The organism is Pseudomonas sp. DrBHI1, from assembly GCF_002205115.1.
GTDB lineage: Bacteria > Pseudomonadota > Gammaproteobacteria > Pseudomonadales > Pseudomonadaceae > Aquipseudomonas > Aquipseudomonas mosselii.
This window is the reverse complement of the sequence record NZ_NIBE01000091.1, coordinates 107,235-131,350: the sequence shown is the minus strand read 5'-3', so window position 1 is coordinate 131,350 and position 24,116 is coordinate 107,235. Positions and strand designations below refer to the sequence as shown.

The window sequence follows — 24,116 nt, the reverse complement described above, 5'->3', positions numbered from 1 at the left end:
GCGGCGCTGATCAGCGGGCAAGTCTCGGACATGCCATAGGCGGCGGTGAGCTGGATGCCGCGAGCCAGCGCCGCCTGGTACAGGGCCCGGTTGAGCGCACTGCCGCCGATGATGATCTTCCAGCCGCCAAAATCCTGGCCGGCCGCCGACGGGCAGTTGAGCAGCATCTGCAGGATGGTCGGCACGCAGTGGGAGAAGGTGACCTTTTCCTCGCGCCACAGCCTGATCAGCATGTCCGGCTCGTAGCGCCCCGGGTAGACCTGCTTGATGCCCATCATGGTCGCCGCGTAGGGGATGCCCCAGGCGTGCACGTGGAACATCGGCGTGATCGGCATGTAGACGTCGTTGCTGCTCAGCAGCCTGACGCTGTCCAGGCTGCCCAGAACCGAGGTTTCGGCCAGGGTGTGCAGCACCAGCTGGCGATGGGTGAAGTACACCCCCTTGGGATTGCCGGTGGTGCCGGTGGTGTAGAAGGTGGTGGCTACCGAATTCTCGTCGAAGTCAGGGAAGTCGTACTGCGGGCTGGCCGCGGCCAGCAGGTGCTCGTACTCGCCCACCAGGTTCGGCAGGTCGGCGGTCTTGTCCGGGCCATCGGTCAGCAGCAGGGTCTTGTCGACCGTGGTCAGCTGCCCGGCAATGGCCTGGTAGAGGCCGATGAAATCGCTGTTGACCAGCACGAAACGGTCTTCGGCGTGGTTCATGGTGTAGAGAATCTGCTCGGGCGACAGGCGCACGTTGATGGTGTGCACCACCGCGCCAATCATCGGGATGGCGAACATGCACTCCAGGTAACGGTGACTGTCCCAGTCCATCACCGCCACGGTGTCACCGGCCTTCACACCGGCCGCGGTCAACACGTTGGCCAGGCGGGCGATGCGCTCGTTGAGCTGCGGGTAGGTAAGGCGGACCTGGTCGCGGTAGACGATCTCGCGGGTCTTCTCGTAGCGGCTGCCGGACATCAGCAGGCGCTTGATCAGCAACGGGTATTCGTAGGCGCCCTCGGCGGGCTTGATGATGCGAGTCTGCAACATGGGTATCCCTTTTCTTCAATACGGGCAGAACGGTTCAGTAATCCACTGTAGTTCGGTGACGCACCGGTCAAATCAGCCGAAGGAATGATTTGCGCCCGCGAGGTATGAGTGCGGACGGCACCGTTGACGAATGGCGCCGGCGGACCAGACACTGCGTTGATGCCCGCCGCCCTACCACCGGAGCCCCCGATGCCCAGCCCACGTCGCGCCGTGTTTCTCGATCACCAGTCACTGGACCTGGGTGACCTCGACCTTTCACCGCTGCAGGCGCAGTTCGATGAACTGCAACTGTGCGCCACCACCACTGCCGATCAGGTCGCCGAACGCCTGCAAGGCGCCACGGCGGTGATCAGCAACAAGGTGTTGCTCGATGCCGCCACACTGGCCGCCGCCCCTGACCTCAAGCTGATCCTGGTGGCCGCCACCGGCACCAACAATGTCGATCTGGCCGCCGCCCGAGCCCAGGGCATCACCGTGTGCAACTGCCAGGGCTACGGCACGCCGTCGGTGGCCCAGCACACCCTGGCCCTGCTGCTGGCCCTGGCCACGCGCCTGTGCGACTACAACCAGGCGGTCAAGGCCGGGCAGTGGGCCAAGGCCAGCCAGTTCTGCCTGCTGGACTTCCCCATCGTCGAGCTGGAGGGCAAGACCCTCGGCCTGCTCGGGCATGGCGAGCTGGGCGGCGCGGTGGCGCACCTGGCCGAGGCGTTCGGCATGCGCGTGCTGAGCGGGCAGATTCCCGGCCGGCCCGCCCGCGCCGATCGCCTGCCGCTGGACGAACTGCTGCCACAGGTCGATGCCCTGACCCTGCACTGCCCGCTCAACGAGCAGACCCGGCACATGATCGGCGCCAACGAACTGGCCCTGCTCAAGCCGGGGGCACTGGTGGTCAACACCGCCCGCGGCGGGCTGATCGACGAACAGGCCCTGGCCGATGCCCTGCGTAGCGGCCACTTGGGCGGCGCCGCCACCGATGTGCTGAGCGTCGAGCCGCCGGCCGAGGGCAACCCGCTGCTGGCGGCGGACATCCCGCGCCTGATCATCACCCCGCACAGCGCCTGGGGTGCGGTGGAATCGCGCCAGCGCATCGTCAGCCAGTTGGCCGAGAACGCCCAGGCCTACTTCGCCGGCCAACCGCGGCGAGTGGTCGGCTGATCCGCCGACGCCTCTGCTACACTGCGCCACTTTTTTCAGGAGGCGTCGTCCATGGACCCGCGCAGTGAAGTGTTGCTCCGCCAGGCAGAGCTGTTCCAAGGCCCGCTGCTGATCGCCGGGGCCCAGGCCGACGGCCTGCTCGGCCAACTGCCCGGCGCCCATGGCTGGACCTGGCATGCCGGCGACCAGGCGCTGCTCGAGAGCCGCTTCGCCGGGCGTAGCCACTATGGTGTCGAAGTGCCCGAGGTGGCCTTCGACTCCGCCGTGCTGTTCCTACCCAAGTCCCGCGAGCTGGCCGCCTACCTGCTCAACGCCCTGGCCTCGCGCCTGGGTGGTCGCCAGCTGTACCTGGTGGGGGAAAAGCGCGGCGGCATCGAAGGCGCGGCCAAGCAACTGCAGGTGTTCGGCAAACCGCGCAAGCTCGACAGCGCCAGGCACTGCCAGCTGTGGCAGGTAACCGTGGATAACCCCCCTGGGGCCACGCCACTGGAAAGCCTGGCCGAACGCTTCGAACTGCCGCTGGCCGATGGTCCGCTGCAAGTCATCAGCCTGCCCGGGGTGTTCAGCCATGGGCGCCTGGACAAGGGCACCGCGCTGCTGCTGGACCACCTCGACGGCCTGCCCAACGGCCATGTCCTGGACTTCGGCTGCGGCGCCGGCGTGCTCGGCGCCACGATCAAGCGCCGTTATCCGCAGAGCCGGGTCACCTTGCTCGATGTCGATGCCTTCGCGGTCGCGGCCAGCCGCCTGACCCTGGCGGCCAATGGCCTGGAAGGCGAGGTGATCAGCGGCGACGGCATCGATGCCGCGCCGTCGGATCTGGACCTGATCCTGAGCAATCCGCCGTTCCACACCGGTGTGCACACCGACTACCAGGCATCGGAAAAACTGCTGAAAAAATCAGGCGAACATCTGCGAAAAGGCGGAGAAATGCGGCTGGTAGCCAACAGTTTCCTGCGCTATCAACCACTCATCGAAGGCGCCCTGGGCAATTGTGAAATCCGAGCCGAGGCACAAGGCTTTCGCATCTACCGGGCGACGCGTGGATAAAAACAGGGCTTGCCGAAAGCGTTTCGCCTAGGCAGAATCCGCTCCGTCCTAGGGGAGTAGTCTCCCGCGAGCACCCTGCTCGCCCGGTACGCGTCAACACACTTGGCCCACAGGCCATGGCGCGTGCGACCCACGATCTGCGCAGACAGATCCAGGGTTTGACAAGACCTATGACACGCACACCTTACCCGGGGCGGGGAGGCTGTACGTGTCATAGCCGTGTCGACCCGCCCCCGTAGGAATCCTGATGCTGGAATCGTTGCTCGTCCCCACCGCCATCGTTGCCCTCGCCGAAATCGGCGACAAGACGCAATTGCTCGCGCTCATCCTCGCCGCACGCTTTCGCAAGCCCTGGCCGATCATCGCCGGGATCATCGCCGCGACCCTGGCCAACCATGCCGCCGCCGGCGCCGTGGGCGCCTGGGTCAGCAGTTTTTTCACCGAGTCGGTGCTGCACTGGATTCTTGCCGCGAGCTTCACCGCCACCGCGCTGTGGACACTGGTACCGGACAAGATGGACGATAACGAAACCAGCAACGCGCGCCGCTTCGGGCCGTTCGTCACCACGCTGATCGCCTTCTTCCTCGCCGAGATCGGCGACAAGACCCAGGTGGCCACAGTGATGCTGGCCGCCCAGTATCCGCACCTGATCATGGTCATCATCGGCACCACCCTGGGCATGCTGATTGCCAACGTCCCGGTGGTCCTGGCGGGTAACTTCGCGGCGGAGAAACTGCCGCTGACGCTGATCCGTCGCCTGGCGGCGACCGCGTTCATCGTGCTGGCCATCGTCGCGGTGTATTCGGCGATGAAGACCAGTGGCTGGATTGGCTGATCGCGCAGGGGACTTTACCCCTCGTGGGAGCGGCGGTGCGCCGCTCCCACGTTTTGCATGCAACCCCGGCGGCTTACTGCTTGGCCGCTTGATACAACGGCATCACCTTCGGAATCGCCGCCTGCAGCGAAGCGATCCGGCTGCTCGACGCCGGGTGGGTGCTCATGAACTCCGGCGGCGCCCCCTCGGACGCCTTGCTCATCTTGTTCCACAAGGTGATCGCGGCGTTCGGGTCGTAGCCGGCGCGGGCCGACAGTTCGAGGCCGATCAGGTCGGCTTCGTTCTCGTTGGCCCGGCTGTTGGGCAGGGTCATGGCGTAGTTCACCACGGTATCGGCCATGGCCATGCTGTCCTGGCCCAGGCCGAAGATCGCGCCGGCGCCCTGGCGGGCCATTTCCACGCCATAGGCCTTGGACATCGCTTCACGGCTGTGCTCGCGCAAGGCGTGGGCGATCTCGTGGCCCACCACCGCGGCAATCTCGGCGTCTGTCAGCTTGAGCTGGTCGATCAGGCCGGTGTAGACGATGATCTTGCCGCCCGGGCCGCAGTTGGCGTTGAGCTCGTCGCTCTTGATCACGTTGACTTCCCAATTCCACTGCGCGGCATCCGGCCGAAACTGTGGTGCCTGGGCAATCAGGCGCTTGGCAATGGCCTGCACGCGCTTGGCATCATTGCTTGTTTTGTCCAGCACACCCTTGCTCGACGCCTCGCCGAGGGTCTGCTGGTAGGACTGGGCGTACATCTGGTTGACCTCATCGGTCGAGAGCATGCTGAACATGTACTGCTGGCGCTGGACGCCCACGGCACCGCCACTGGTGGTATTGACCGCCTGGCAACCGCCGAGCAGGACGCTGGCCGTCAGCATGCTGACAACGAATGACTTACGCATGAAAACACTCCCTATTTACGTGCCGCGTATCCTAGGCCCAGACGTCCGCGCCTGCCAGAGCCACAGGTAAGATTTCTGACAATCCCCTCATGCTTTGGTATTAGCCCGCCGATAACACTCGGTAACGACCTCCTTGCGCGCGGAGCTTTGCCATGAAGTTCAAGTCGATCCAGTTTTCCGTGGCCGCCCTGGCCGGTGCCATCGTGCTGAGCATTGTCGCGGCCCTGGTGCTGTACGCCGTGTATTCGGGGCAGCGGACCCAGACGCTGGTACAACAGCGCACGCAGCAGCAGTTCGAGACGGTCATCGAACAACGCCTCTCGGCCCTGGCCCGCACCCAGGTCAGCGAGATCCAGCGCGGCCTGGAAGCGCCCCTGGCGATCGCCCGCGGCCTGGCCACCGGCAATGCCATGCTCGGCATGCAGGGCGCCGACGGCCAGCCACTGATGCGCGTCGATCGCGAACACCTGATCAACCAGCTCAAGCGCACCGTGGAGGTCAACCCGAGCGTGCTGGGCGCCTACCTGGGCTGGGAGCCGAACGCCCTCGACCATGCCGATGGCCGCTACGTCGGCAGCCACCTGGTGGGTATCGACAGCGCCAGCGGGCGCTTCCTGCCCTGGTGGTTCCGCAATGGCGACGGTAGCCTCGGCCAGGACAAGCTGGCCGATGTCGACGACCGCACGGTGCTCGCCACCGGCGTGCGCGCCAGCGAGTACTACCTGTGCCCCAAGGAGTCGAAAAAGGCCTGCGTGATCGATCCCGCGCCCTATAAAGTGGGCGACAAGATGGTCATGCTCGCCTCTTTCGTCGAGCCGATCATGATCGACGGCCAGTTCCAGGGCATGGCCGGCGCCGACCTGTCGGTGAACTTCATCCAGGACCTGCTCAATGCCGCCGACCGCCAGCTCTATGAAGGTGCCGGTGAACTGGCGCTGGTCTCCAGCAACGGGCGCCTGGTGGCCTACACCCGCGATCCGGCCAAGTTCGGTGAAAAGGCCGGCGACGTGCTGGACAGCGACGAAGCCAACACCCTCAATAACCTGAGCGGCGAGGCGCTGCACTATGAAGTGGACGCCACCAAGGACCGCATCGAGCTGTACCTGCCATTCAAGATCGCCGGCACCGACGCACGCTGGACTTTGCTGCTGGAGCTGCCGCTGAGCACGGTCATGGCCGACGTCAACCGCCTGCAGCAGGACCTGGCCGAACAGCGCCGTACCGATATCGCCGGTATGACCGTGGTCGGCCTGGGCATCGCCGCGCTCGGCCTGCTGGTGATCTGGCTGCTGGCCCTGGGCATTGCCCGCCCGCTCAAGCAGATGGTGAGCATGCTCGACGACATCGCCCAGGGCGAAGGCGACCTGACCCGGCGCCTGCAAAGCGACCGGGCCGACGAACTGGGCGCCATCGCCAAGGGCTTCAACACTTTCCTGGCCAAGTTGCAGGCGATGATCAGCCAGGTGGTCAGTTCGGTACAGAAAGTCAGCGACTCGTCGGAACACACCGCCGACATTGCCATCCGCACCAACCAGGGCGTGCACAAACAGATGGCCGAGATCGACCAGGTGGCCACCGCCGTGCACGAAATGACCGCCACTGCCCAGGACGTGGCGCGCAATGCCACGCAGGCGGCACAGGCCGCCAGTGAAGCTGACCGCGCCGCCAACCAGGGCCTGGACATCGTCCGCGATACCTCGCACTCGATCAGCGAGCTGGCCACCGAGATCGGTCGCGCCGTGACCGTGGTCCAGGACCTGGCCCGCGACAGCGAGAACATCAACGCCATCCTGGTGACCATCCGCGCCATCGCCGAGCAGACCAACCTGCTGGCGCTCAACGCCGCCATCGAGGCGGCCCGGGCCGGCGAGCAGGGCCGCGGTTTCGCGGTAGTCGCCGACGAGGTGCGCAACCTGGCGCAGAAGACCCAGCAGGCCACCCAGGAAATCCAGCAGATGATCCAGCAACTGCAGCTGGGCACCCGCGAAGTGGTCAAGGTGATGGAAGACAGCCAGGGCAAGACCGACATCAGTGTGCAGCAGGCCAGCCGCGCGGCCGAGTCGCTGGCCAGCATCACCCAGGCGGTTTCGGTGATCAACGACATGAACACGCAGATCGCCAGCGCCGCCGAGGAACAGAGCGCCGTGGCCGAGGACATCAACCGCAACGTGATCAACATCGGCCAGGTGGCCGGCGAAGTGGCAGGTGGCGCCGATGAGTCGAGCCAGGCCAGCGCCGAGCTGACCAAGCTGGCCGAGCAGCAGCGGCGGTTGATCAATCAGTTCAGGGTTTGATCCCCGGGCGCGCCGCCACCTAGGCCGGAGTCAGGCACTCCGGCCCATTGAGCTTCGGATCGTTGACGAAATTCGCCAGCGCCCGCTCACGCAACACCGTTGGCGGCTTGGCCAGCAACTCGTGCAGCCTCGCCATCGGTGTTTCGGGGTCCAGCCACAGCGCCTGCTCGGCCTCGTCCAGGATCAGCGGTCGGCGCTGGTTCATCGCCGCTTGCGTCACCACCGCGCAACTCAGCCATGCCTGCTCCTGCACCGGGTAAACCTCCCACAGCGCGGCGAAGAACAGCGACGCCCCCTCCCCCGGCGTTACCCAGTACGGACGCTTGCGCGCCGTGCCGCGCCATTCGTAGAAGCCGTTGGCCGGCATCAGGCAGCGCCGCTTACGCAACGGCTCGCGAAACATCGGCTGCTCGGCGAGGGTCTCGGCACGGGCCTGGGCCGGGGTGCGGGACAGGTCGGTGAGCCAGGCCGGAGTCAGTCCCCAGCGCGCACCGGCCAGTTGCAGCTGGCCGTCGAGCTGGCGCTGGATCAGCACCGTGGCACCGGGCGAAATGTTCCATTGAGCCTGCTGGCCCGCAGGGAAGCCCGGCAAGCCGGCGAAGCTCTGGGACCAGCGAAACAGGGCGTAGCGTCCACACATGGGCGAAATCAAAACCTAGCAGATCAGGGTTCCGGGATAACTCTCCGGTTCGTCGCCGGCAAGCGGCTGGGCGGCATTGTACGCATCGATCAACTGCCGTGCGTACCCGGCCTGCTCGTCCGGTACCGCCAGCCCCAGCAAACCGTGCATCGGCAACTCGCCCACGGCGCCCATCAGGTCGCGCCCGACCAGGTGCACGTCGATGCCCTCGCTGGCCAGCATGCCCACCAGCATCTGCGCCTCCAATAGGCTTTCCGGGTCATAGATCCGTTGCATCAATCGTTCTCGCCATAGACATCGAGCATCCACTCCTCGCCATGCACCTGCAGCACGAAGCGGATAGGCTTGCAGCACACCTGGCAGTCCTCGATGTATTCCTGGTCGCCGCCGGACAGGTCCACCGTGGTTTCGACTTCTTCGCCACAATAAGGGCAATCGTAGATCGCAGTTTCCAGCATCGCGGCCTCCGGAGTGACTTGTGCGTATAATTGCCGGTCTGTTTACAGGGTCAGTGTGCGTCCGAGCCGTTTTTCGGAGCCCGCCCCTACCTAATTACCCTAGCCGTTTCCAACAAGAGAGCATGATGGGCGAATTCGATGCCATCCGACCGTACGACGACGCTGAGGTCCCTGCCGTTCTGGCACGCCTGCTCAGCGACCCGGCATTCCTCGATATCCTCACCCACTTCCGCTTCCCGCGCGCCGCGGGCGCCTTCGGCTGGCTGCTCAAACCGCTCATCGCCCGGCGCCTGCGCAAGGAATTCGCCGGCGTAAGCTGCGTGTCCACGCTGCAGGACAAGGTCGAGTACTACGTCGACCGCACCATCGACCGCGCCACCGATGGCGTCACCTACACCGGCGTCGAACAGCTCAAGTCGGGTACCGCCTACCTGTTCCTGGCCAACCACCGCGACATCGTCATGGACCCGGCCTTCGTCAACTACGCGGTGTACCACGCCGGCCTGCCGACGCCGCGCATCGCCATCGGCGACAACCTGCTGCAAAAGCCATTCGTCAGCGACATGATGCGCCTGAACAAGAGCTTCATCGTGCACCGCTCGATCAGTGGCCGCCGCGAGAAGCTGGCCGCCTATCAGTTGCTCTCGGCCTACATCAACCACTCGATCCGCAACGATTGCGTGTCGATCTGGATCGCCCAGGCCGAAGGCCGCGCCAAGGACGGTGACGACCGTACCGATTCGGCGATCCTCAAGATGTTCCACATGAGCCGCAAGGACGAGCCGTTCGGCGCGGTGATCCAGGGCCTGAACCTGATCCCGGTGTCGATCAGCTACGAATACGACCCCTGCGACCAGGCCAAGGCCCGCGAGCTTTATATCCGCGCCACCACCGGCAGCTACACCAAGGCGCCGGGCGAGGACGACAACAGCATCGCCCAGGGCATCACCGGCTACAAAGGTCGGGTACACATCAACTTCGCCCCACCGGTGAGCGACTATCACGAGGACACCAAGCAACTGGCCCAGGCCATCGACCGGCAGATCCTCGGCGGCTACCGGCTGTTCCCGGTGCACTACCTGGCCTATGCGATGTGGGCGCAGAAGGACGCGACGCTCGAGGTGCCGAGCGCGGAAAAAATCTTCCCGGCCGACGAACTGGCCAAGGCGAAGGAAGAATGGCAGCGTCGGCTGGACGCATGCCCCGTAGAGCATCAGCCGTACCTGGTACAGCAGTATGCGACGCCGGTACGTAACCAGTATCAGGTGAAGCGTCAGCCGGCATCGGCCTGACAAAACGCTTTGTCGAAGCGGGCGTGCCCGCTCCGACAAATCAGATCCAGGTACTGAACCAGGACAGCAGCAAGGCCATCGCCAGGCAGCAGAAGCCCAGGATGTAGTAATAGCGCGGCACCCGCTGCTCGAGGCCTTCAACCACGCCTTCATCCACCGCCAGACGCTCCCGGCTCAGCGCCTCGCGACGCCGGGCGCTGTGCAGCAGCAGCCCGCCAGGGCAGGTAATGAGCAGGGCCAGCAGGTTGATCAGCTTGGCCGGATGGGCGGCCAGGAAGCCCCAGAGCATTTGCAACGACATTGCGCGACCTCGGCATCACGTACGGCAAAGCCCGGCATTCTACTCAAGCCCGGGATCGGTGCCGCCACTTTACGACCAGCTGTCATTTAATTTCATCTGTCACACGCTCGTCATGAGGGCAGGCCACCCTGTCGGCCTCTACCGAACCGGAGCTTGTCATGCTGCACGCCGAGAACCAGGACCGCCTCTACCTTGTCGCCCAGAGCGACGAGCAGCAGGCGCTGATCGACGGTTTCGCCATCAATGTCCAGGACCGCCAGTGGCTGGTGTATTGCGCGCTGGGCGGGCATGCCCATCAGGACCTGCCTGAGGTCGACCCATATACCGGGATCAGCCTGCTGGACTTCAATGTACAGGCTGCCTGAGCCGCGAATACGTACGCGAAGATAATAAAAAAACCCGCCGCCTGGATGACCGGGAGGCGGGTTTTGTTCTTTACAGAAGCCTTACTCGCCCAGCACCTGGCCGACGGTCGGGTCCTTGAACAGACGGGTCAGGGCATCGCTGAGCACATCGCTCACCAGCTTGGTGTTGGTTTCCTGGTTCGGCGCCATGCCGAAGCGCTGGTCCAGCGAAGCACCGTAGCGGCCGCTGTAACGACGGTTGGCGTTGGACACGTCGGCACGGAAGGTGGCGCCGATGGTCGCCTCGGTCACGTACATTTTGTCCTTGGGCGACTGGTACTTGAGCTCGGCCAGGGTCACAGTCAACTGCGGCGCGTTGTAGGCGTTGGGCGTCGGGGTGAAACCGAGCAGGCGCACCGCCGCCTCGGCCTGGGCCTGCAGCTTGGGCACGACATCGTTGCCATTGACGGTGATGGTGCTGGTCTCGGGGTACATGCCACCGCGAGTGCCGAGCGACTGCGAGGCGCGCCCGTCGACGACCTTGACCACCACCGGCTGGCCGTGGCCGACCGGGGCCAGTTGCTGGGTAAGCTTGGGTTGCGGGCTGAGTTGCTGCGGGCTGTGGGCACAACCGGCCAGGCTCAGGCTGGCCACCGCGAACAAACCGACCAACAGACGTTGCAACATGCGCGTTTCTCCAGAAAAAGCGGCAAAGGCCCACAGTATACCCAGCGGCAAGCCACAAACAGCAACTGCCCCTGTGTCACAATCGTTTCATGCCCCCCGGTTACTCTGGCGCCAGCCCTCACACACAGGACTGACCGCCATGGCCTCGCTCTGGACCCTGCTCTTCCACCGCCCGCGCCACGCCACCTACGCCCGCCTCGACAGCGACGGCATCTGCCTCGGCTTCAAGCACTGTGCCACGCCACCGGGCAACGGCGGCTGGGTGCAGGTGAACGAGGCGCAACTGGCCTGGCTCGGCCGTCCGCTGCCAGCCAACGCCCGGGTTTGCGCCCATGCAACGCAGCGTTGGCAGCAACGCACCCTGTCGGCCTGACAAACGCTGCAATAAAAACCCAACAAGTACGCCCTTTCCGCCCGCGACATCGTTATAATCTCCCCCCGATTATAAGGACGTCTCCTGATCGGGCCCCGCATTCGCCGCTTGACCCCGGCACCCTCGACGCTTCGCCCACAGAGAGCCTTCCACTCAGGTCTTGCATTGGCTGTCGTGCCTGCTGTTTCCGGCCTTCTGCTTCGCATGAACCTGCGGGTTGCCATCGCGCAGTCCACTTTTGAGGTTCACGACTCCAAAAGAGCGTGAAAAAACGGTTTTTCACAACTTCACGAGAGTGTGGCGAGCAAATGAACAGTCTGGCATGTGCAAGAGCGGCAGATGTGTCCCGAACAGCCCTGAACAGACGGCAAAAACGCTCATCCCCGATGAGCCTCTGAGGCCGGTCCATAACGCACGACGGAGCACTTGACCATAAGTCGAATTGCCGCACCCGTGGCAAAGGGCGTTCAATAGCCGAACACCCAAGACTGATTGGCGGTGTCCGCGGAAGTTGCAAGAACTGCGAAGAGTCGGACATGGCGATCCTGGCCACCCCAGGGATCCTATGCTGTCAATTAGGTGCTGTAGATTGTGGAGACGCGTTAATGGCGCAGAACGAATCGGTTGATGTGGTACTGGTAGGCGCGGGCATCATGAGTGCCACCCTGGCCGTACTGCTCAAGGAGCTCGACCCGACCCTGAAGCTTGAGGTCATCGAGGCGATGGACTCCGGGGCCGCGGAAAGTTCCAACCCTTGGAACAACGCCGGTACCGGACATGCCGGACTGTGCGAGCTGAATTACACCCCGCAGGCTGCCGATGGCAGCATCGACATCAAGAAAGCCGTGCACATCAACACCCAGTTCGAGGTTTCGCGCCAGTTCTGGGCATACCTGAGCAGGAAAGGCAACTTCGGCTCGCCACGTGCTTTCATCAACCCGGTTCCGCACCTGAGCTACGTCGAGGGTGACAAGGGTATCGACTTCCTCAAGAAGCGTTTCGAGCTGCTCAAGCAGCACCACGCCTTCTCGGAGATGGAGTACACCGAAGACAAGGCCGTGATGAACGATTGGATGCCGCTGATGATGCCGGGCCGCCCGGCGGACCAACGCATCGCCGCGACCCGCGTGATGAAGGGTACCGACGTCAACTTCGGCGCCCTGACCAACAAGCTGCTCAAGCAACTGGGCAACAGCCCGGACGCCCAGGTCAAGTACAGCAAGAAGGTCGTCGGCCTGCGTCGCAACGGCAGCGGCTGGACCGTGAGCATCAAGGACGTCAACAGCGGCGGCAGCCGCGAAGTCGACGCCCGTTTCGTCTTCCTCGGCGCCGGCGGCGCGGCCCTGCCGTTGCTGCAGATGTCCGGCATCCCGGAGAGCAAAGGTTTCGGTGGCTTCCCGGTCAGCGGCCAGTGGCTGCGCTGCGACAACCCGGAAATCGTCAAGCAGCACCAGGCCAAGGTCTACAGCCAGGCCGCAGTAGGCGCCCCGCCGATGTCGGTTCCGCACCTGGACACCCGCGTGGTCGATGGCAAGAAATCGCTGCTGTTCGGCCCATACGCCGGCTTCACCACCAAGTTCCTCAAGCACGGTTCGCTCATGGACCTGCCACTGTCGGTGCGCATGGGCAACATCGGCCCGATGCTGGCGGTGGCCCGCGACAACATGGACCTGACCAAGTACCTGGTGAGCGAAGTGATGCAGTCGATGGAGCAACGCCTGGAATCGCTGCGCCGCTTCTATCCCGAGGCCAAGGCCGAGGACTGGCGTCTGGAAGTGGCCGGCCAGCGCGTGCAGATCATCAAGAAGGATCCGAAGAAAGGCGGCATCCTGCAGTTCGGCACCGAGCTGGTCTCGGCCCAGGACGGCAGCCTGGCGGCGCTGCTTGGCGCATCCCCAGGCGCCTCGGTGACCGTGTCGATCATGCTAGAGCTGATTGAGCGCTGTTTCCCTGAGCAGGCCAAGGGTGCCTGGGCCGCCAAGCTCAAGGAAATCTTCCCGGCCCGCGAGAAGCTCCTGGCCAGCGATGCCGCCCTGTACCACAAGATCAGCGCCGACAACGACGAGGCACTGGAACTGGTGGAAAGCAGCCCGGCCAAGCATTACGCCTGATCCGGCCAAAACGAAAAAACGCCCCTCGGGGCGTTTTTTTGTGCCTGGATCTCTATCAGCCCCGGGCGTTATCGATGATCTCGATGTACTCCGGCGCATTGCGCTGGTCGGCGATCACCTCGACGAAGGTCTTGCCGTGCTCGTCCTTGCCGTCCAGGTCATAACCAGCCGCGACGAAGAAGCCCACATAACGCTCGAAATCATCGATGCGCAGGCCACGATAACCCTTGATCAGCTTGTGATGCGACGGCGAGGTAAGGCCATCGGCCGGCTCGAACTGCAGGAACGTCTTGATGTACTCGTCGCTGATCTCGTCACCAATCACTTGTTTCTTGTCTTTACGCATCGCCGACTCCAACTGGACCATCACGGACATTTTCGAAGGCCGGCAGTTTACCCCCCGAAACCTGCGGCCCTCAACGCGTACGTACGGTACCGGTGTGCAGGTCGGCCCAGATGTGGCCATTGGCGTAGGTGAGGAACTGCACGTACAGGGTTTCGTTGCGCAGAAGGTCCATGATCACCCGGTAGTCGGCCATCGGGTAGTTGAGGGTCAGGGTCCGGCTCTTGTCGTCATAGGCCGGCTTTTTCAAGCTCTTGCCGCCTTCGCCGTCGAAGTTGAGCAACACCTGAGCGATGGTAGAACCCTTGCTCAACGGCTTGCCCTTCAGGCGCATCTGCAAGGACGAAGTGATCGGAATCGGTTGCTGGTCGGACTGGCGCTGGGTGCCCACCACCACGCTGTAGTCGGTGACCTGCAGCAGTTGCTGGCTGGCCGGAGCCTCCTGGCGCAGGGAGAGGTCGTCGGGCGGGAGGAACTGGCTGTGCAGCGGCGCAGCGGAAAGCGGCAGGCTTACCGCCAGCAGGAGGGGGACGATCGCACGCATGTGGGGCTCCTTGGCATGAGCAGGCACTCTACGCACAGGCTCTGTCGGGGGGCAAGTCGCAGCAGCGAACCGCCGCTCCCGCGATGAGAGAGCGAGCTCAATCGAACTGGGCGCGCATCCAGGCGTGATACTCGGTAACACCCGCTTCGCCTTCACGCGGCGCCCAGTGAGCGTGCTCTCCCTCGCCCACCGGCCGGTACGGCCCGGCCTTGCACTCGAACATCACGCTGTCTGCCTCGAGCACCACCAAACCGTGGTAGGTCCCGGGCGCCAGGTCGACCCCCAGGCACTCGCCGCCCGCCAGCAGTACACGCTTGTCGATTACCTCACCCTGATCATCAAAGATCAACAGCCCCAGGCACCCTTTGAGCACGATCAGAGCCTCGGCCTTGTCATCACTCAGGTGCCGGTGCGGCGGAATGTAGGTGTGCGGCTGCAACCCCACTGCCATGCGATGGCAAGGTTCCTCCATCTGGTGGAAGTTGTGGTGTTGACGCCCACGCGGGCTTTCGCTGGCCTTCTGCGCCAGCCCGTCGAACAACGACTGATCGAGGAACGCAGGCTGGCGCATGATCACAGCCCCTTGACCGCGAAGATACCGTTGGCGTTGCGCCAGTAACCCTTGTAGTCCATGCCGTAGCCGAAGATGTAGCGGTCGATGCATGGCAGGCCGCTGTAGGTGGCCTTCAGGTCCGGACTGGCCTTGCGGTCGTGGTCCTTGTCGATCAGCACGGCGGTATGCACCGCACGGGCGCCGGCGTGCTTGCAGAACTCGATGATGGCGCTGAGGGTGTGGCCCTCGTCAAGGATGTCGTCGACGATCAGCACGTCGCGGTCGATGAACGACACTTCCGGCTTGGCCTTCCAGAACAGCTCGCCGCCGCTGGTGGTGTTGCGGTAGCGGGTGGCATGCAGGTACGAGGCTTCCAGCGGGAACTGCAGGTGGGTCAGCAGCTTGCCAGAGAAGATCAGGCCGCCGTTCATCACGCAGAAGACCACCGGGTTCTTGTCGTGCAGGTCCTGGCAGATCTGCTTGCCGACCTCGGCGATGGCGGCCTCGACCTCGGCTTCGTTGTACAGGCAATCAGCCTCGCGCATCACTTGACGGATATGCTCGAGATCGGCGGACATGGCGCTCTCCAGGGGGTGCGTTTTGGAAAAGCGGGCAAAGGTACGCATCCGCTCGTCCCAGATCAAGCCTTTATGGACTAACGTGCACAATGACTGCACGACATCAAGGAATGAATAGATTAATCTAGCGCGGTTTTTTTGCCCGCCTCCCGGAGCCCTCCCCCTATGCCTACTCGTGAGATCCGCCATCCGCTGATCCGCCACAAGCTCGGCCTGATGCGCCGTGCCGATATCAGCACCAAGAATTTTCGCGAACTCGCCCAGGAAGTCGGTGCACTGCTGACCTATGAAGCCACCCAGGACCTGCCGCTCGAGACCTACGAGATCGACGGCTGGTGCGGCAAGGTGCAAGTCGAGAAAATCGCCGGCAAGAAGATCACCGTCGTGCCGATCCTGCGCGCCGGCATCGGCATGCTCGACGGCGTGCTCAGCCTGGTCCCCGGGGCCAAGGTGAGTGCCGTGGGCGTTGCCCGCAACGAGGAAACCCTCGAAGCCCACACCTACCTCGAGAAACTCGCGCCGGACATCAACCAGCGCCTGGCCCTGATCATCGACCCGATGCTGGCCACCGGCGGCTCGATGGTCGCCACCATCGACCTGCTGAAAAAGGCCGGCTGCAAGGAAATCCGTGCCATGGTCCTGGTCGCGGCCCCCGAAGGCATCGCCGTGGTGGAGAAAGCCCACCCCGACGTGCAGATCTACACCGCCTCGATCGACCAACGCCTGAACGAACACGGCTACATCGTCCCAGGCCTGGGTGATGCCGGCGACAAGATCTTCGGCACCAAGCAGAAGGACGCCTGATCATGCAGGACGGCTTCAACGACCCGCTCTGGCGTCAGGTCGTCTCGGGCGCGCAGATGCTCTTCGTGGCATTCGGCGCGCTGGTGCTGATGCCGCTGATCACCGGCCTCGACCCCAACGTGGCCCTGTTCACCGCCGGCATCGGCACCCTGCTGTTCCAGCTGGTCACGGGCCGCCAGGTCCCGGTGTTCCTGGCCTCGAGTTTTGCCTTCATCACCCCGATCATCCTCGCCAAGGGCCAGTTCGGCCTGGCCGAGACCATGGGCGGCGTGATGGCGGCAGGCTTCGTGTACACCTTCATGGGCCTGATGGTGAAGATCAAGGGCACCGGTTTCATCGACCGCATGCTGCCGCCGGTGGTGATCGGCCCGGTGATCATCTCCATCGGCCTGGCCATGGCGCCGATCGCCGCCAACATGGCGATGGGCAAGGCCGGCGACGGCAGCGTACTGCTGCCGTACAAGACCGCCATGATGATCTCCATGCCGGCGCTGTTGACCACCCTGATCGTGGCCGTGTTCGGCAAGGGCATCTTCCGCCTGGTGCCGATCATCGCCGGCGTGCTGGTGGGCTTCGCCCTGTCGTTCGCCTTCGGCGTGGTCGACACCGCCAAGATCGCCGCGGCCCCCTGGCTGGAGCTGCCCAACTTCACCGCGCCGGCCTTCAACTGGCAGGCCATCCTGTTCATCGTGCCAGTGGCCCTGGCCCCAGCGATCGAACACATTGGCGGTGTGATCGCGGTGGGCAGCGTGACCGGCCGCGACTACCTGAAAAAGCCCGGCCTGCACCGCACGCTGCTGGGTGACGGCCTGGCCACCACCGCCGCCGGCCTGTTCGGCGGCCCGCCCAACACCACCTACGCCGAAGTGACCGGCGCGGTGATGCTGACCAAGAACTACAACCCGAAGATCATGACCTGGGCGGCGGTATTCGCTATCACCCTGGCCTTCATCGGCAAGTTCGGCGCGCTGCTGCAGAGCATTCCGGTACCGGTGATGGGCGGCATTCTCTGCCTGCTGTTCGGCTCGATCGCGGCGGTGGGCATGAACACCATGATCCGCCACAAGATCGACCTGGCCGAGGCGCGCAACCTGGTGATCGTTTCGGTGACCCTGGTGTTCGGCATCGGCGGCGTGCTGATCGGCAGCGGCGACGGCCCGGACGATTGGGGCCTGAAGGGCATCGCCTTGTGCGCCGTGGTGGCCATTGCCCTGAACCTGATCCTGCCGGGCAACGATGGCTGGAAGAACAAGAAACTGGATGACCAGTTGCCTTGAGTCTTCATTGAAATCCTGGGGCCGCCTTGCGGCCCCTCGTTTCAAAGCCAGGCGAGTTTCTCAGGCCTTCTCGCACATCCCCGCCAACACCCTCACCCACTCCGGGTGATCATTCAGGCACGGCACCAGCACCAGCTCCTTCCCGCCCGCCTCGATGAACTGCTCCTTGCCCCGATCGCCAATCTCCTCCAGCGTCTCGATGCAATCGGCGACGAACGCCGGGCACATAACCAGCAGCTTCTTCACACCCGCCTTGCCCAGCTCATCCAGGCGCGTCTCGGTGTAGGGTTCGATCCACTTTGCCCGGCCCAGGCGCGACTGGAACGACACCGACCACTTGCCGTCCGGGATGCCCATCTTCTGCGCGAACGCCCTGGCCGTGGCCAGGCACTGGCCGCGATAGCACACCGCACGCATCTCGGCGCTGGCGTCCTTGCAGCAGTCGGCGGCCTGGAAGTCGTGGTTGCCGGTGGGATCGAGCTTCTTCAAGTGCCGCTCGGGCAAACCATGGAAGCTCAGCAGCAGGTGATCATAATCCTGTTCCAGATACGGGCGGGCGCTGGCCACCAGGGCATCGATGTAGTCTGGGTGGTCGTAGAACGGCCGCAGAATGCGGGTCTGCAAAGGCAGCTTGCGCTCGGCGATGGTCTGTTTCGCCAACTCCACGACCGTGGTCACGGTGCTGTCGGCGAACTGTGGATAGAGCGGCGCCAGCGTGACCTTGCGCACCCCTTGCGCGGCCAGGCGCTCCAAGACTTCCGGCAGCGCCGGTTGGCCGTAGCGCATGGCGATCTCCACCGGCCCATGGGGCCAATGGGCCATCATCGCCTGCTGCAGACGGCGGGTCAGCACCACCAGCGGCGAGCCCTCGTCCCACCAGATCGAGGCGTAGGCATGGGCCGACTGCTCGGGGCGCTTGATCAGGATCAGCGACACCAGCAATCGCCGCACCGGCCAGGGCAGGTCGATCACGTACGGGTCCATGAGGAACTGGTTGAGGTAACGGCGCACGTCGGCCACCGAGGTGGAGGCCGGCGAACCCAGGTTGACCAGCAGCAGGGCGTGATCAGTCATGCAGCGTCCTATGTCAGAGGCGGCTGGACAGGTTGTCCAGGGCCGATTGCAGATCGTTGAAACGGAACGTGAAGCCCGCCGCCAGCAGCCGCACCGGGCGCGCGCGCTGGCCACCGAGCAGCAGCGTCGACAGCTCGCCGAGCCCGGCCTTGAGCAGCAGCGCCGGCATCGGCATGAACGCCGGGCGATGCAAGGTGCGCCCCAGGCGCTTGGCGAACTCTCGATTGCGCACCGGCTCCGGCGCGCAGGCATTATAGGGACCGCTGGCTTCGTTGTGCTGCAAGAGAAAATCAATCAGGCCGATTTGGTCGTCGATATGCACCCAGGGCATCCACTGCCGACCATCGCCCAGCGGCCCCCCCAGGCCCAGCTTGTAAGGCAGACGCAGGCGCGACAAAAAGCCGCCATCGGCGGCCAGCACCAGGCCGGTGCGCACCAGCACCACGCGGATTCCCAGGGCCTCGGCACGCTGGGCGGTTTCCTCCCAGGCGATGCACAGCTGGCTGGCGAAGTCCTCTTTCACTGGCGGCGAAGCCTCAGTCAGCTCACGCTCGCCACCGTCACCGTACCAGCCCACCGCCGAGCCGGAGATCAGCACCTGCGGCCGGCGCTCACGGCGCTCCAGCCAGGCCAGCAACTGCTCGGTGAGGGTCACCCGGCTGGTCCAGAGCAGATTGCGTCGCGCTGCGGTCCAGGGCCGGTCAGCGATCGGCGCACCGGCCAGGTTGACCACCGCGTCGACCTCGTCTTCATCGGCAATGTCCTCCAGCCGGGCGACGCCCCGCACGCCGGTGCCACAGATTTTCGCCACCTGTTCAGGGCGCCGGCTCCAGACCGTCAGGCGATGCCCTTGCTGGCGCCACACCTGGCACAGGTGTTGGCCGATCAGGCCGGTACCGCCGGTCAGCAATATATGCATGGCTGTGTCCTCACACTGGGCGGCCGTGGTCTATTTTTAAGATCAAGGCACTTTTTTGACCGAACGCTCTCGGATAAACATAGGCCAACCTGCCTATCGAGCGGAATAACCTTATACAAACATCGTGCATTGTACAGGTTTACCTGGCAGCGTAGGCTGCGTATAGCTAGGTTCGAAGAGGCCATCATGACAGTACCTATTGCCATCATCGGTGCCGGAATCGCCGGTTTGTCCGCCGCCCAGGCCCTGCAAAAGGCCGGACAGACCGTTCATTTGTTCGACAAGGGCCACGGCAGCGGCGGACGCATGGCCAGCAAGCGCAGCGATGCCGGCGCCCTGGACCTCGGTGCCCAGTACTTCACCGCCCGCGACCGGCGCTTTGTCGAACAGGTCCAGCAATGGGTGGCCAATGGCTGGGCTGCGCAGTGGAAACCGCAGCTGTACAACTACCGCGATGGCGAACTGACCCCCTCCCCCGACGAACAAACCCGATGGGTCGGCGTGCCGCGCATGAGCGCCATCACTCGCGGCCTGCTCAAGGATGTCACGGTGAACTTCGGCTGCCGCATCGCCGAGGTGTTCCGCGGCAAGCAATACTGGCACTTGCAGGACACCGAAGGCTGCAGCCATGGGCCGTTCAGCCAGGTGGTGATCGCCGTGCCGGCACCCCAGGCCACCCCGTTGCTGGCCGCCGCCCCCAAACTCGCGGCGGTTGCCGCCGGGGTGCAAATGGAGCCGACCTGGGCCGTTGCCCTGGGCTTCCAGACACCACTGGAAACCCCTATGCAGGGCTGCTTCGTGCAAGACAGCCCGCTCGACTGGCTGGCGCGCAACCGCAGTAAACCGGGCCGTGACGAGCACCTCGACACCTGGGTGCTGCATGCCACCTCCAACTGGAGCAAACAGCACATCGACCTGCCCAAGGAAGAAGTGATCGAGCAGTTGTGGGGAGAATTTGCCGAATTGGTCGGCTGCGTTGTCCCCGCACCGACCTTTGCGCTTGCCCACCGCTGGTTGTACGCACGCCCTGCCGTCAATCATGAGTGGGGCACGCTGGCCGATGCCGACCTGGGCCTGTATGCCTGTGGCGACTGGTGCCTGTCCGGTCGGGTCGAAGGGGCGTGGCTCAGCGGCCAGGAAGCCGCTCGACGCCTGCTGGAGCATCTGGAATAATCGACAGCGAATTTATACAAAAAAATATTCTTGTATAAGTTTTCATCTGTGCTGGAATAGACTTGTACAAACCGTGCAGCCTGTACAAGTCATTCCGGAGACCGCGATGAACGCTTTCCCGCCCAGCGGCAAGCCACGTCTGGCCATCAGCGCCTGCCTGACTGGCCTGAACGTACGCTACAACGCCGGCCACAAAGCCTCCAGCCTCTGTCTTGAACTGCTCGACCAGCATTTCGACTGGGTCCCACTGTGCCCCGAGGTCGCCATTGGCCTGGGCACGCCCCGGGAACCCATTCGCCTGGTGGGCGATCCCGAGCACCCGGCTGTCACCGGTACGCGTAACAATGTCACCGATTTCGCCGGCCCGTTGCGTGCCTACGGCGCGCAGATGGCCGACGAACTCGACGATATCTGCGGCTACATCTTCATGCAAAAGTCACCGTCCTGTGGCCTTGAACGGGTCAAGGTCTACCAGGAGGACGGCCGCCCGGCCCACCAGAATGGCCGGGGCGCCTACGCTGCGGCATTCTGCGAGCGGCGCCCGGACCTGCCGGTCGAAGAGGAAGGCCGGCTGCACGATCCGGTGCTGCGGGAAAACTTCATCGCCCGCGTCTACGCCTACGCCGACTGGCGCCAACTGCTGCGCCAGGGCCTGAGTCGCGGCGCGCTGATCCGTTTCCATGCCCGCTACAAGTACCTGCTGATGGCGCACAATCCCCAGGCGTACCGCGGCCTTGGGCGCCTGCTCGGGAGCATGAGCCGCGACGATGATCCAGCGCAGCTCGGTCCGCGCTACTTCAGCCAGCTGATGCAGGCGCTACGCCGCTGCGCAAGCCGCGGCACCCACGGCAACGTGCTTCAGCACCTGAGCGGCTACCTGCGCAACGACCTCGGCCAGGCGGACAAGGCCGAGCTGCAACAGGTCATCGGCCAGTACCAGAAAGGCGTGGTGCCTTTGGTGGTGCCCTTGACCCTGCTCAAGCACCATCTGCGCCGTCATCCCGATCCCTACCTGCTGCAACAGGCCTACCTGCAACCCCATCCGGAAGACCTCGGACTGCGCAATGCCATCTGACCCCTTGCTGCCCATCGGCGAAGTGGCCCGCTTGACCGGCGTCAACCCAGTCACCCTGCGCGCCTGGGAACGCCGCTACGGCTTGATCACGCCGCAGCGCACGCCCAAGGGGCATCGTCTTTATCCCCAGGACCAGGTGGAGCGCGTCCAGGCCGTGCTGCGCTGGCTGGAGCGTGGCGCTGCGGTGAGCCAGGTGCGCGAACTGCTGGACAATGCCACGCACGCCACCGCGCCGATCCAGGGCGAATGGGGCGAGCGTATCGAACAGCTGATCAAGGCCATCGCCCGGCTTGCCCAGCGTCCGCTGGACCAGCTGATCAACCAGATGATCGCCCTCTACCCTGCTGTGACCGTCTGCGAGCGTCTGCTGCTACCGCTGCTTGAAGCCCTCGAACAGCGCTGGCAAACGCATTTCGACGCCCGGCTGGAACAAGTGTTCTTCCAAGGCTGGCTGCGCAGCAAGCTGGGGGCACGGGTCTATCACGACAGTCACTCGCTCGGTGGCCCCTGCGTACTGCTTGCCCGCACCGACGATGCACCTTTCGATCCGCAATTTTGGCTCTGCGCCTGGCTGCTGAGCAGCAACGGCTACGCTCTGGAGATCCTCGAGTGGTCAGTCGAGCCCCGCCAACTGCGCCAGGCCGTGGAGCAGTTGCGGCCGCAAGCGCTGCTGCTGCACCTCGGTCGCCGCCCCGACCTCGCCGCACTGGGCCGTGCGCTGCAGGACATCAACACGATGAAACTCCTGGGTGGCAACACAGTCACTCTCCATAAGGCGCAATTGCAGGCACTGTCGTTGACTGACCTACACCTGTTCGACAGTCCGCAAACCGCCTTGCGCCGTCTTCAGCAATCCCGACCTTGAGCCTTCCCCCCATGCAACTGATCTGGCTGCGCAGCGACCTGCGCATCGACGACAACACTGCCCTCGCGGCCGCCTGTCAACGTGGCCCGACCGTGGCCCTCTGGATTGCCAGCCCCGGCCAGTGGCAGGCCCACGACGATGCGCCGTGCAAGGTCGATTTCTGGCTGCGCAACCTGCGACTGCTACAACAGTCGCTGGCGGCACTGAACATTCCACTGCTGATTCGCACCACCGACACCTGGGCAGATGTCCCTGAATGCGTGCTCGGTGTCTGCCGTCAGCACCGCATAGAGGCCGTGCACTGGAACGACGAATACGGCATCAACGAGGCACGGCGGGACCAAGCGACATATGAAGCGCTGCAGCAAGCCGGGATCAGCGCCACCGGCCACCTCGACCAGCTGCTGTTCAGACCCGGCAGCGTGCTGACCCGCACCGGCCAGTACTTCCAGGTATTCAGCCAGTTCAAGCGAGTCTGCCTGGAGCACCTGCACCGCAGCCTCCCGCCGCTGGTTCAATCGGTACAGGCCCAGCAGTCCCTCGGTATTCATGGCGACGCCATCCCGCTGCAGATCGAAGGCTTCGAGCCCCCTTCCGATACCCTGCGCCAGCACTGGCCTGCAGGCGAGGATGAAGGCAGGCGGCGGCTACAGCGCTTCGTCGACGAAACCATCGACGACTACGCCCAACTGCGCGACCTGCCTGCCAAGGCAGGCACCAGCCAGTTGTCCCCCTATCTCGCCGCTGGCGTGCTCTCGCCGCGCCAGTGCCTACACGCGGCACTGGCGAGCAACAGGGGCGAATTCGACAGCGGCAGCGTCGGCGTGCAGACCTGGGTCAACGAGCTGCTGTGGCGCGAGTTCTACAAGCACACCCTGGTGGGCTACCCCCGAGTCTCCCGGCACCGCGCCTTCCGCCCGCAGACAGAAGCATTGCCCTGGCGCGACGCACCCGCCGACCTGCAGGCCTGGAAAGAGGGCCGAACCGGCTTCCCCCTGATCGATGCCGCCATGCGCCAGCTGCTGCACACTGGCTGGATGCACAACCGCTTGCGCATGATCGTCGCCATGTTCCTCAGCAAGAACCTGCTGATCGACTGGCGGCAGGGCGAACGGCATTTCATGCGTCACCTGATAGACGGGGACCTGGCCGCCAACAACGGTGGCTGGCAGTGGAGCGCCTCGACGGGGACCGATGCGGTGCCCTATTTCCGAATCTTCAACCCCGTTACCCAATCGCAGCGTTTCGACCCCAAGGGAACCTTCATCCGTCATTGGTTGCCTGAGCTGGAAGAAAAAGATGATCGATCGATCCATCAACCGGTGAAATCTACGGATCTATTTGCTACTAATTATTACCTGAGCCCGATAGTCGATCTCGATAGCAGTCGCCAAAGAGCACTGGAGGCCTTCAAAGGCTTGTCCAACTGGCAGGATCAGAGGGCATAACGC

At 64.2% G+C, this 24,116-nt stretch carries 27 protein-coding genes, 1 pseudogene and 1 riboswitch; of the genes and pseudogenes, 15 read left to right on the top strand and 13 right to left on the bottom strand.

Going from position 1 to position 24,116, the window contains the following annotated elements:
• Positions 1-1,031, bottom strand: a 1,031-nt coding sequence (locus CC207_RS27780) for an AMP-binding protein (protein ID WP_256582123.1), incomplete at its 3' end; no start/stop codon positions are given.
• Positions 1,032-1,220: 189 nt separating this feature from the next.
• Between CC207_RS27780 and CC207_RS18905 the strand changes: the two genes are divergently transcribed.
• The 3 genes from CC207_RS18905 to CC207_RS18895 all read left to right on the top strand — a co-directional run bounded on the left by CC207_RS18905 (position 1,221) and on the right by CC207_RS18895 (position 4,071).
• Positions 1,221-2,186 carry a 2-hydroxyacid dehydrogenase gene (locus CC207_RS18905; RefSeq protein WP_062364626.1) on the top strand — a complete coding sequence of 322 codons (966 nt, stop codon included), beginning with the start codon at positions 1,221-1,223 and terminating at the stop codon, positions 2,184-2,186.
• Positions 2,187-2,237: 51 nt separating this feature from the next.
• Entirely contained in the window at positions 2,238-3,236 is a 999-nt protein-coding gene (locus CC207_RS18900) for a class I SAM-dependent methyltransferase (RefSeq protein ID WP_088852565.1), read from the top strand.
• A gap of 39 nt (positions 3,237-3,275) precedes the next feature.
• A riboswitch (yybP-ykoY riboswitch) is annotated at positions 3,276-3,395 on the top strand.
• Between the two features lie 91 nt (positions 3,396-3,486).
• Entirely contained in the window at positions 3,487-4,071 is a 585-nt protein-coding gene (locus CC207_RS18895) for a TMEM165/GDT1 family protein (RefSeq protein ID WP_178080977.1), read from the top strand.
• 73 nt (positions 4,072-4,144) lie between these two features.
• Here the strand turns inward: CC207_RS18895 and CC207_RS18890 are convergent, their stop codons facing one another.
• Positions 4,145-4,960 carry a M48 family metallopeptidase gene (locus CC207_RS18890; RefSeq protein ID WP_028689521.1) on the bottom strand — a complete coding sequence of 272 codons (816 nt, stop codon included), beginning with the start codon at positions 4,958-4,960 and terminating at the stop codon, positions 4,145-4,147.
• A gap of 152 nt (positions 4,961-5,112) precedes the next feature.
• On the opposite strand from CC207_RS18890, the pseudogene CC207_RS28405 reads away from it, so the two are divergent.
• Positions 5,113-6,399: pseudogene (locus CC207_RS28405) on the top strand (HAMP domain-containing protein); the annotation flags it as partial.
• Positions 6,400-6,411: 12 nt separating this feature from the next.
• Entirely contained in the window at positions 6,412-7,254 is an 843-nt protein-coding gene (locus CC207_RS28400) for a methyl-accepting chemotaxis protein (RefSeq protein ID WP_371916482.1), read from the top strand.
• A 19-nt stretch (positions 7,255-7,273) separates the two neighbouring features.
• On the opposite strand, the gene CC207_RS18880 is transcribed toward CC207_RS28400, so the two are convergent.
• The 3 genes from CC207_RS18880 to CC207_RS18870 are packed head-to-tail and all read right to left on the bottom strand — an operon-like array spanning position 7,274 to position 8,352.
• Positions 7,274-7,894: an SOS response-associated peptidase gene (locus CC207_RS18880; RefSeq protein ID WP_028689519.1), complete on the bottom strand. Its 621-nt coding sequence runs from the start codon at positions 7,892-7,894 to the stop codon at positions 7,274-7,276.
• Positions 7,895-7,909: 15 nt separating this feature from the next.
• Positions 7,910-8,170: a putative signal transducing protein gene (locus tag CC207_RS18875; protein WP_028689518.1), complete on the bottom strand. Its 261-nt coding sequence runs from the start codon at positions 8,168-8,170 to the stop codon at positions 7,910-7,912.
• The gene (locus CC207_RS18870) at positions 8,170-8,352 is read right to left on the bottom strand and encodes a CPXCG motif-containing cysteine-rich protein (RefSeq protein WP_010225771.1); all 183 of its coding nucleotides are present in this window, start codon (positions 8,350-8,352) and stop codon (positions 8,170-8,172) included. The genes CC207_RS18875 and CC207_RS18870 overlap by 1 nt, the downstream gene beginning before the upstream one ends.
• A 125-nt stretch (positions 8,353-8,477) precedes the next feature.
• Here CC207_RS18870 and CC207_RS18865 point away from each other — a divergent pair, with 125 nt between their 5' ends.
• Positions 8,478-9,644, top strand: a complete 1,167-nt coding sequence (locus CC207_RS18865) for a 1-acyl-sn-glycerol-3-phosphate acyltransferase (protein WP_028689517.1) — start codon at positions 8,478-8,480, stop codon at positions 9,642-9,644.
• Positions 9,645-9,684: 40 nt separating this feature from the next.
• Here CC207_RS18865 and CC207_RS18860 read toward each other — a convergent pair whose 3' ends face one another.
• On the bottom strand, positions 9,685-9,945 hold the full coding sequence (locus CC207_RS18860) for a hypothetical protein (RefSeq protein ID WP_028689516.1): 261 nt from the start codon (positions 9,943-9,945) through the stop codon (positions 9,685-9,687).
• 158 nt (positions 9,946-10,103) lie between these two features.
• On the opposite strand from CC207_RS18860, the gene CC207_RS18855 reads away from it, so the two are divergent.
• Entirely contained in the window at positions 10,104-10,310 is a 207-nt protein-coding gene (locus CC207_RS18855) for a hypothetical protein (RefSeq protein WP_028689515.1), read from the top strand.
• An 81-nt stretch (positions 10,311-10,391) separates the two neighbouring features.
• Here CC207_RS18855 and CC207_RS18850 read toward each other — a convergent pair whose 3' ends face one another.
• A complete protein-coding gene (locus CC207_RS18850) occupies positions 10,392-10,976 on the bottom strand; it encodes a YajG family lipoprotein (protein WP_011532230.1) in 585 nt (194 codons plus the stop codon).
• 139 nt (positions 10,977-11,115) lie between these two features.
• Between CC207_RS18850 and CC207_RS18845 the strand changes: the two genes are divergently transcribed.
• Both CC207_RS18845 and mqo read left to right on the top strand, forming a co-directional pair.
• Positions 11,116-11,349, top strand: coding sequence for a hypothetical protein (locus CC207_RS18845; RefSeq protein WP_028689514.1), 234 nt, complete (start codon positions 11,116-11,118; stop codon positions 11,347-11,349).
• Between the two features lie 605 nt (positions 11,350-11,954).
• The gene (mqo, locus tag CC207_RS18840) at positions 11,955-13,460 is read left to right on the top strand and encodes a malate dehydrogenase (quinone) (protein ID WP_028689513.1); all 1,506 of its coding nucleotides are present in this window, start codon (positions 11,955-11,957) and stop codon (positions 13,458-13,460) included.
• Positions 13,461-13,515: 55 nt separating this feature from the next.
• On the opposite strand, the gene CC207_RS18835 is transcribed toward mqo, so the two are convergent.
• From CC207_RS18835 to CC207_RS18820, 4 genes are all read right to left on the bottom strand, one after another.
• Positions 13,516-13,806, bottom strand: a complete 291-nt coding sequence (locus CC207_RS18835) for a PA4642 family protein (protein ID WP_028689512.1) — start codon at positions 13,804-13,806, stop codon at positions 13,516-13,518.
• 70 nt (positions 13,807-13,876) lie between these two features.
• Positions 13,877-14,347 carry a hypothetical protein gene (locus CC207_RS18830; RefSeq protein WP_050703744.1) on the bottom strand — a complete coding sequence of 157 codons (471 nt, stop codon included), beginning with the start codon at positions 14,345-14,347 and terminating at the stop codon, positions 13,877-13,879.
• Between the two features lie 97 nt (positions 14,348-14,444).
• The gene (locus CC207_RS18825; protein ID WP_088852563.1) at positions 14,445-14,918 is read right to left on the bottom strand and encodes a WbuC family cupin fold metalloprotein; all 474 of its coding nucleotides are present in this window, start codon (positions 14,916-14,918) and stop codon (positions 14,445-14,447) included.
• 2 nt (positions 14,919-14,920) lie between these two features.
• Positions 14,921-15,478, bottom strand: a complete 558-nt coding sequence (locus CC207_RS18820; RefSeq protein ID WP_028689509.1) for a hypoxanthine-guanine phosphoribosyltransferase — start codon at positions 15,476-15,478, stop codon at positions 14,921-14,923.
• A gap of 165 nt (positions 15,479-15,643) precedes the next feature.
• On the opposite strand from CC207_RS18820, the gene upp reads away from it, so the two are divergent.
• Positions 15,644-16,282 carry a uracil phosphoribosyltransferase gene (upp, locus tag CC207_RS18815; protein WP_028691132.1) on the top strand — a complete coding sequence of 213 codons (639 nt, stop codon included), beginning with the start codon at positions 15,644-15,646 and terminating at the stop codon, positions 16,280-16,282.
• 2 nt (positions 16,283-16,284) lie between these two features.
• Positions 16,285-17,559 carry a uracil-xanthine permease family protein gene (locus CC207_RS18810; protein WP_062364640.1) on the top strand — a complete coding sequence of 425 codons (1,275 nt, stop codon included), beginning with the start codon at positions 16,285-16,287 and terminating at the stop codon, positions 17,557-17,559.
• 60 nt (positions 17,560-17,619) lie between these two features.
• Here CC207_RS18810 and hemH read toward each other — a convergent pair whose 3' ends face one another.
• Both hemH and CC207_RS18800 read right to left on the bottom strand, forming a co-directional pair.
• Positions 17,620-18,633: a ferrochelatase gene (gene hemH / locus CC207_RS18805; RefSeq protein ID WP_028691134.1), complete on the bottom strand. Its 1,014-nt coding sequence runs from the start codon at positions 18,631-18,633 to the stop codon at positions 17,620-17,622.
• A gap of 13 nt (positions 18,634-18,646) precedes the next feature.
• Positions 18,647-19,552: a TIGR01777 family oxidoreductase gene (locus CC207_RS18800; protein WP_028691135.1), complete on the bottom strand. Its 906-nt coding sequence runs from the start codon at positions 19,550-19,552 to the stop codon at positions 18,647-18,649.
• Positions 19,553-19,738: 186 nt separating this feature from the next.
• Between CC207_RS18800 and CC207_RS18795 the strand changes: the two genes are divergently transcribed.
• From CC207_RS18795 to phrB, 4 genes are all read left to right on the top strand, one after another.
• Entirely contained in the window at positions 19,739-20,725 is a 987-nt protein-coding gene (locus CC207_RS18795; RefSeq protein WP_028691136.1) for an NAD(P)/FAD-dependent oxidoreductase, read from the top strand.
• A gap of 106 nt (positions 20,726-20,831) precedes the next feature.
• Positions 20,832-21,800: a DUF523 and DUF1722 domain-containing protein gene (locus tag CC207_RS18790; protein ID WP_028691137.1), complete on the top strand. Its 969-nt coding sequence runs from the start codon at positions 20,832-20,834 to the stop codon at positions 21,798-21,800.
• On the top strand, positions 21,790-22,665 hold the full coding sequence (locus tag CC207_RS18785; protein WP_088852562.1) for a MerR family transcriptional regulator: 876 nt from the start codon (positions 21,790-21,792) through the stop codon (positions 22,663-22,665). Before CC207_RS18790 ends, CC207_RS18785 begins: the two co-directional genes overlap by 11 nt.
• Positions 22,666-22,676: 11 nt before the next feature.
• Positions 22,677-24,113, top strand: a complete 1,437-nt coding sequence (gene phrB, locus CC207_RS18780; RefSeq protein WP_088852561.1) for a deoxyribodipyrimidine photo-lyase — start codon at positions 22,677-22,679, stop codon at positions 24,111-24,113.
• Positions 24,114-24,116 lie beyond the last annotated feature (3 nt).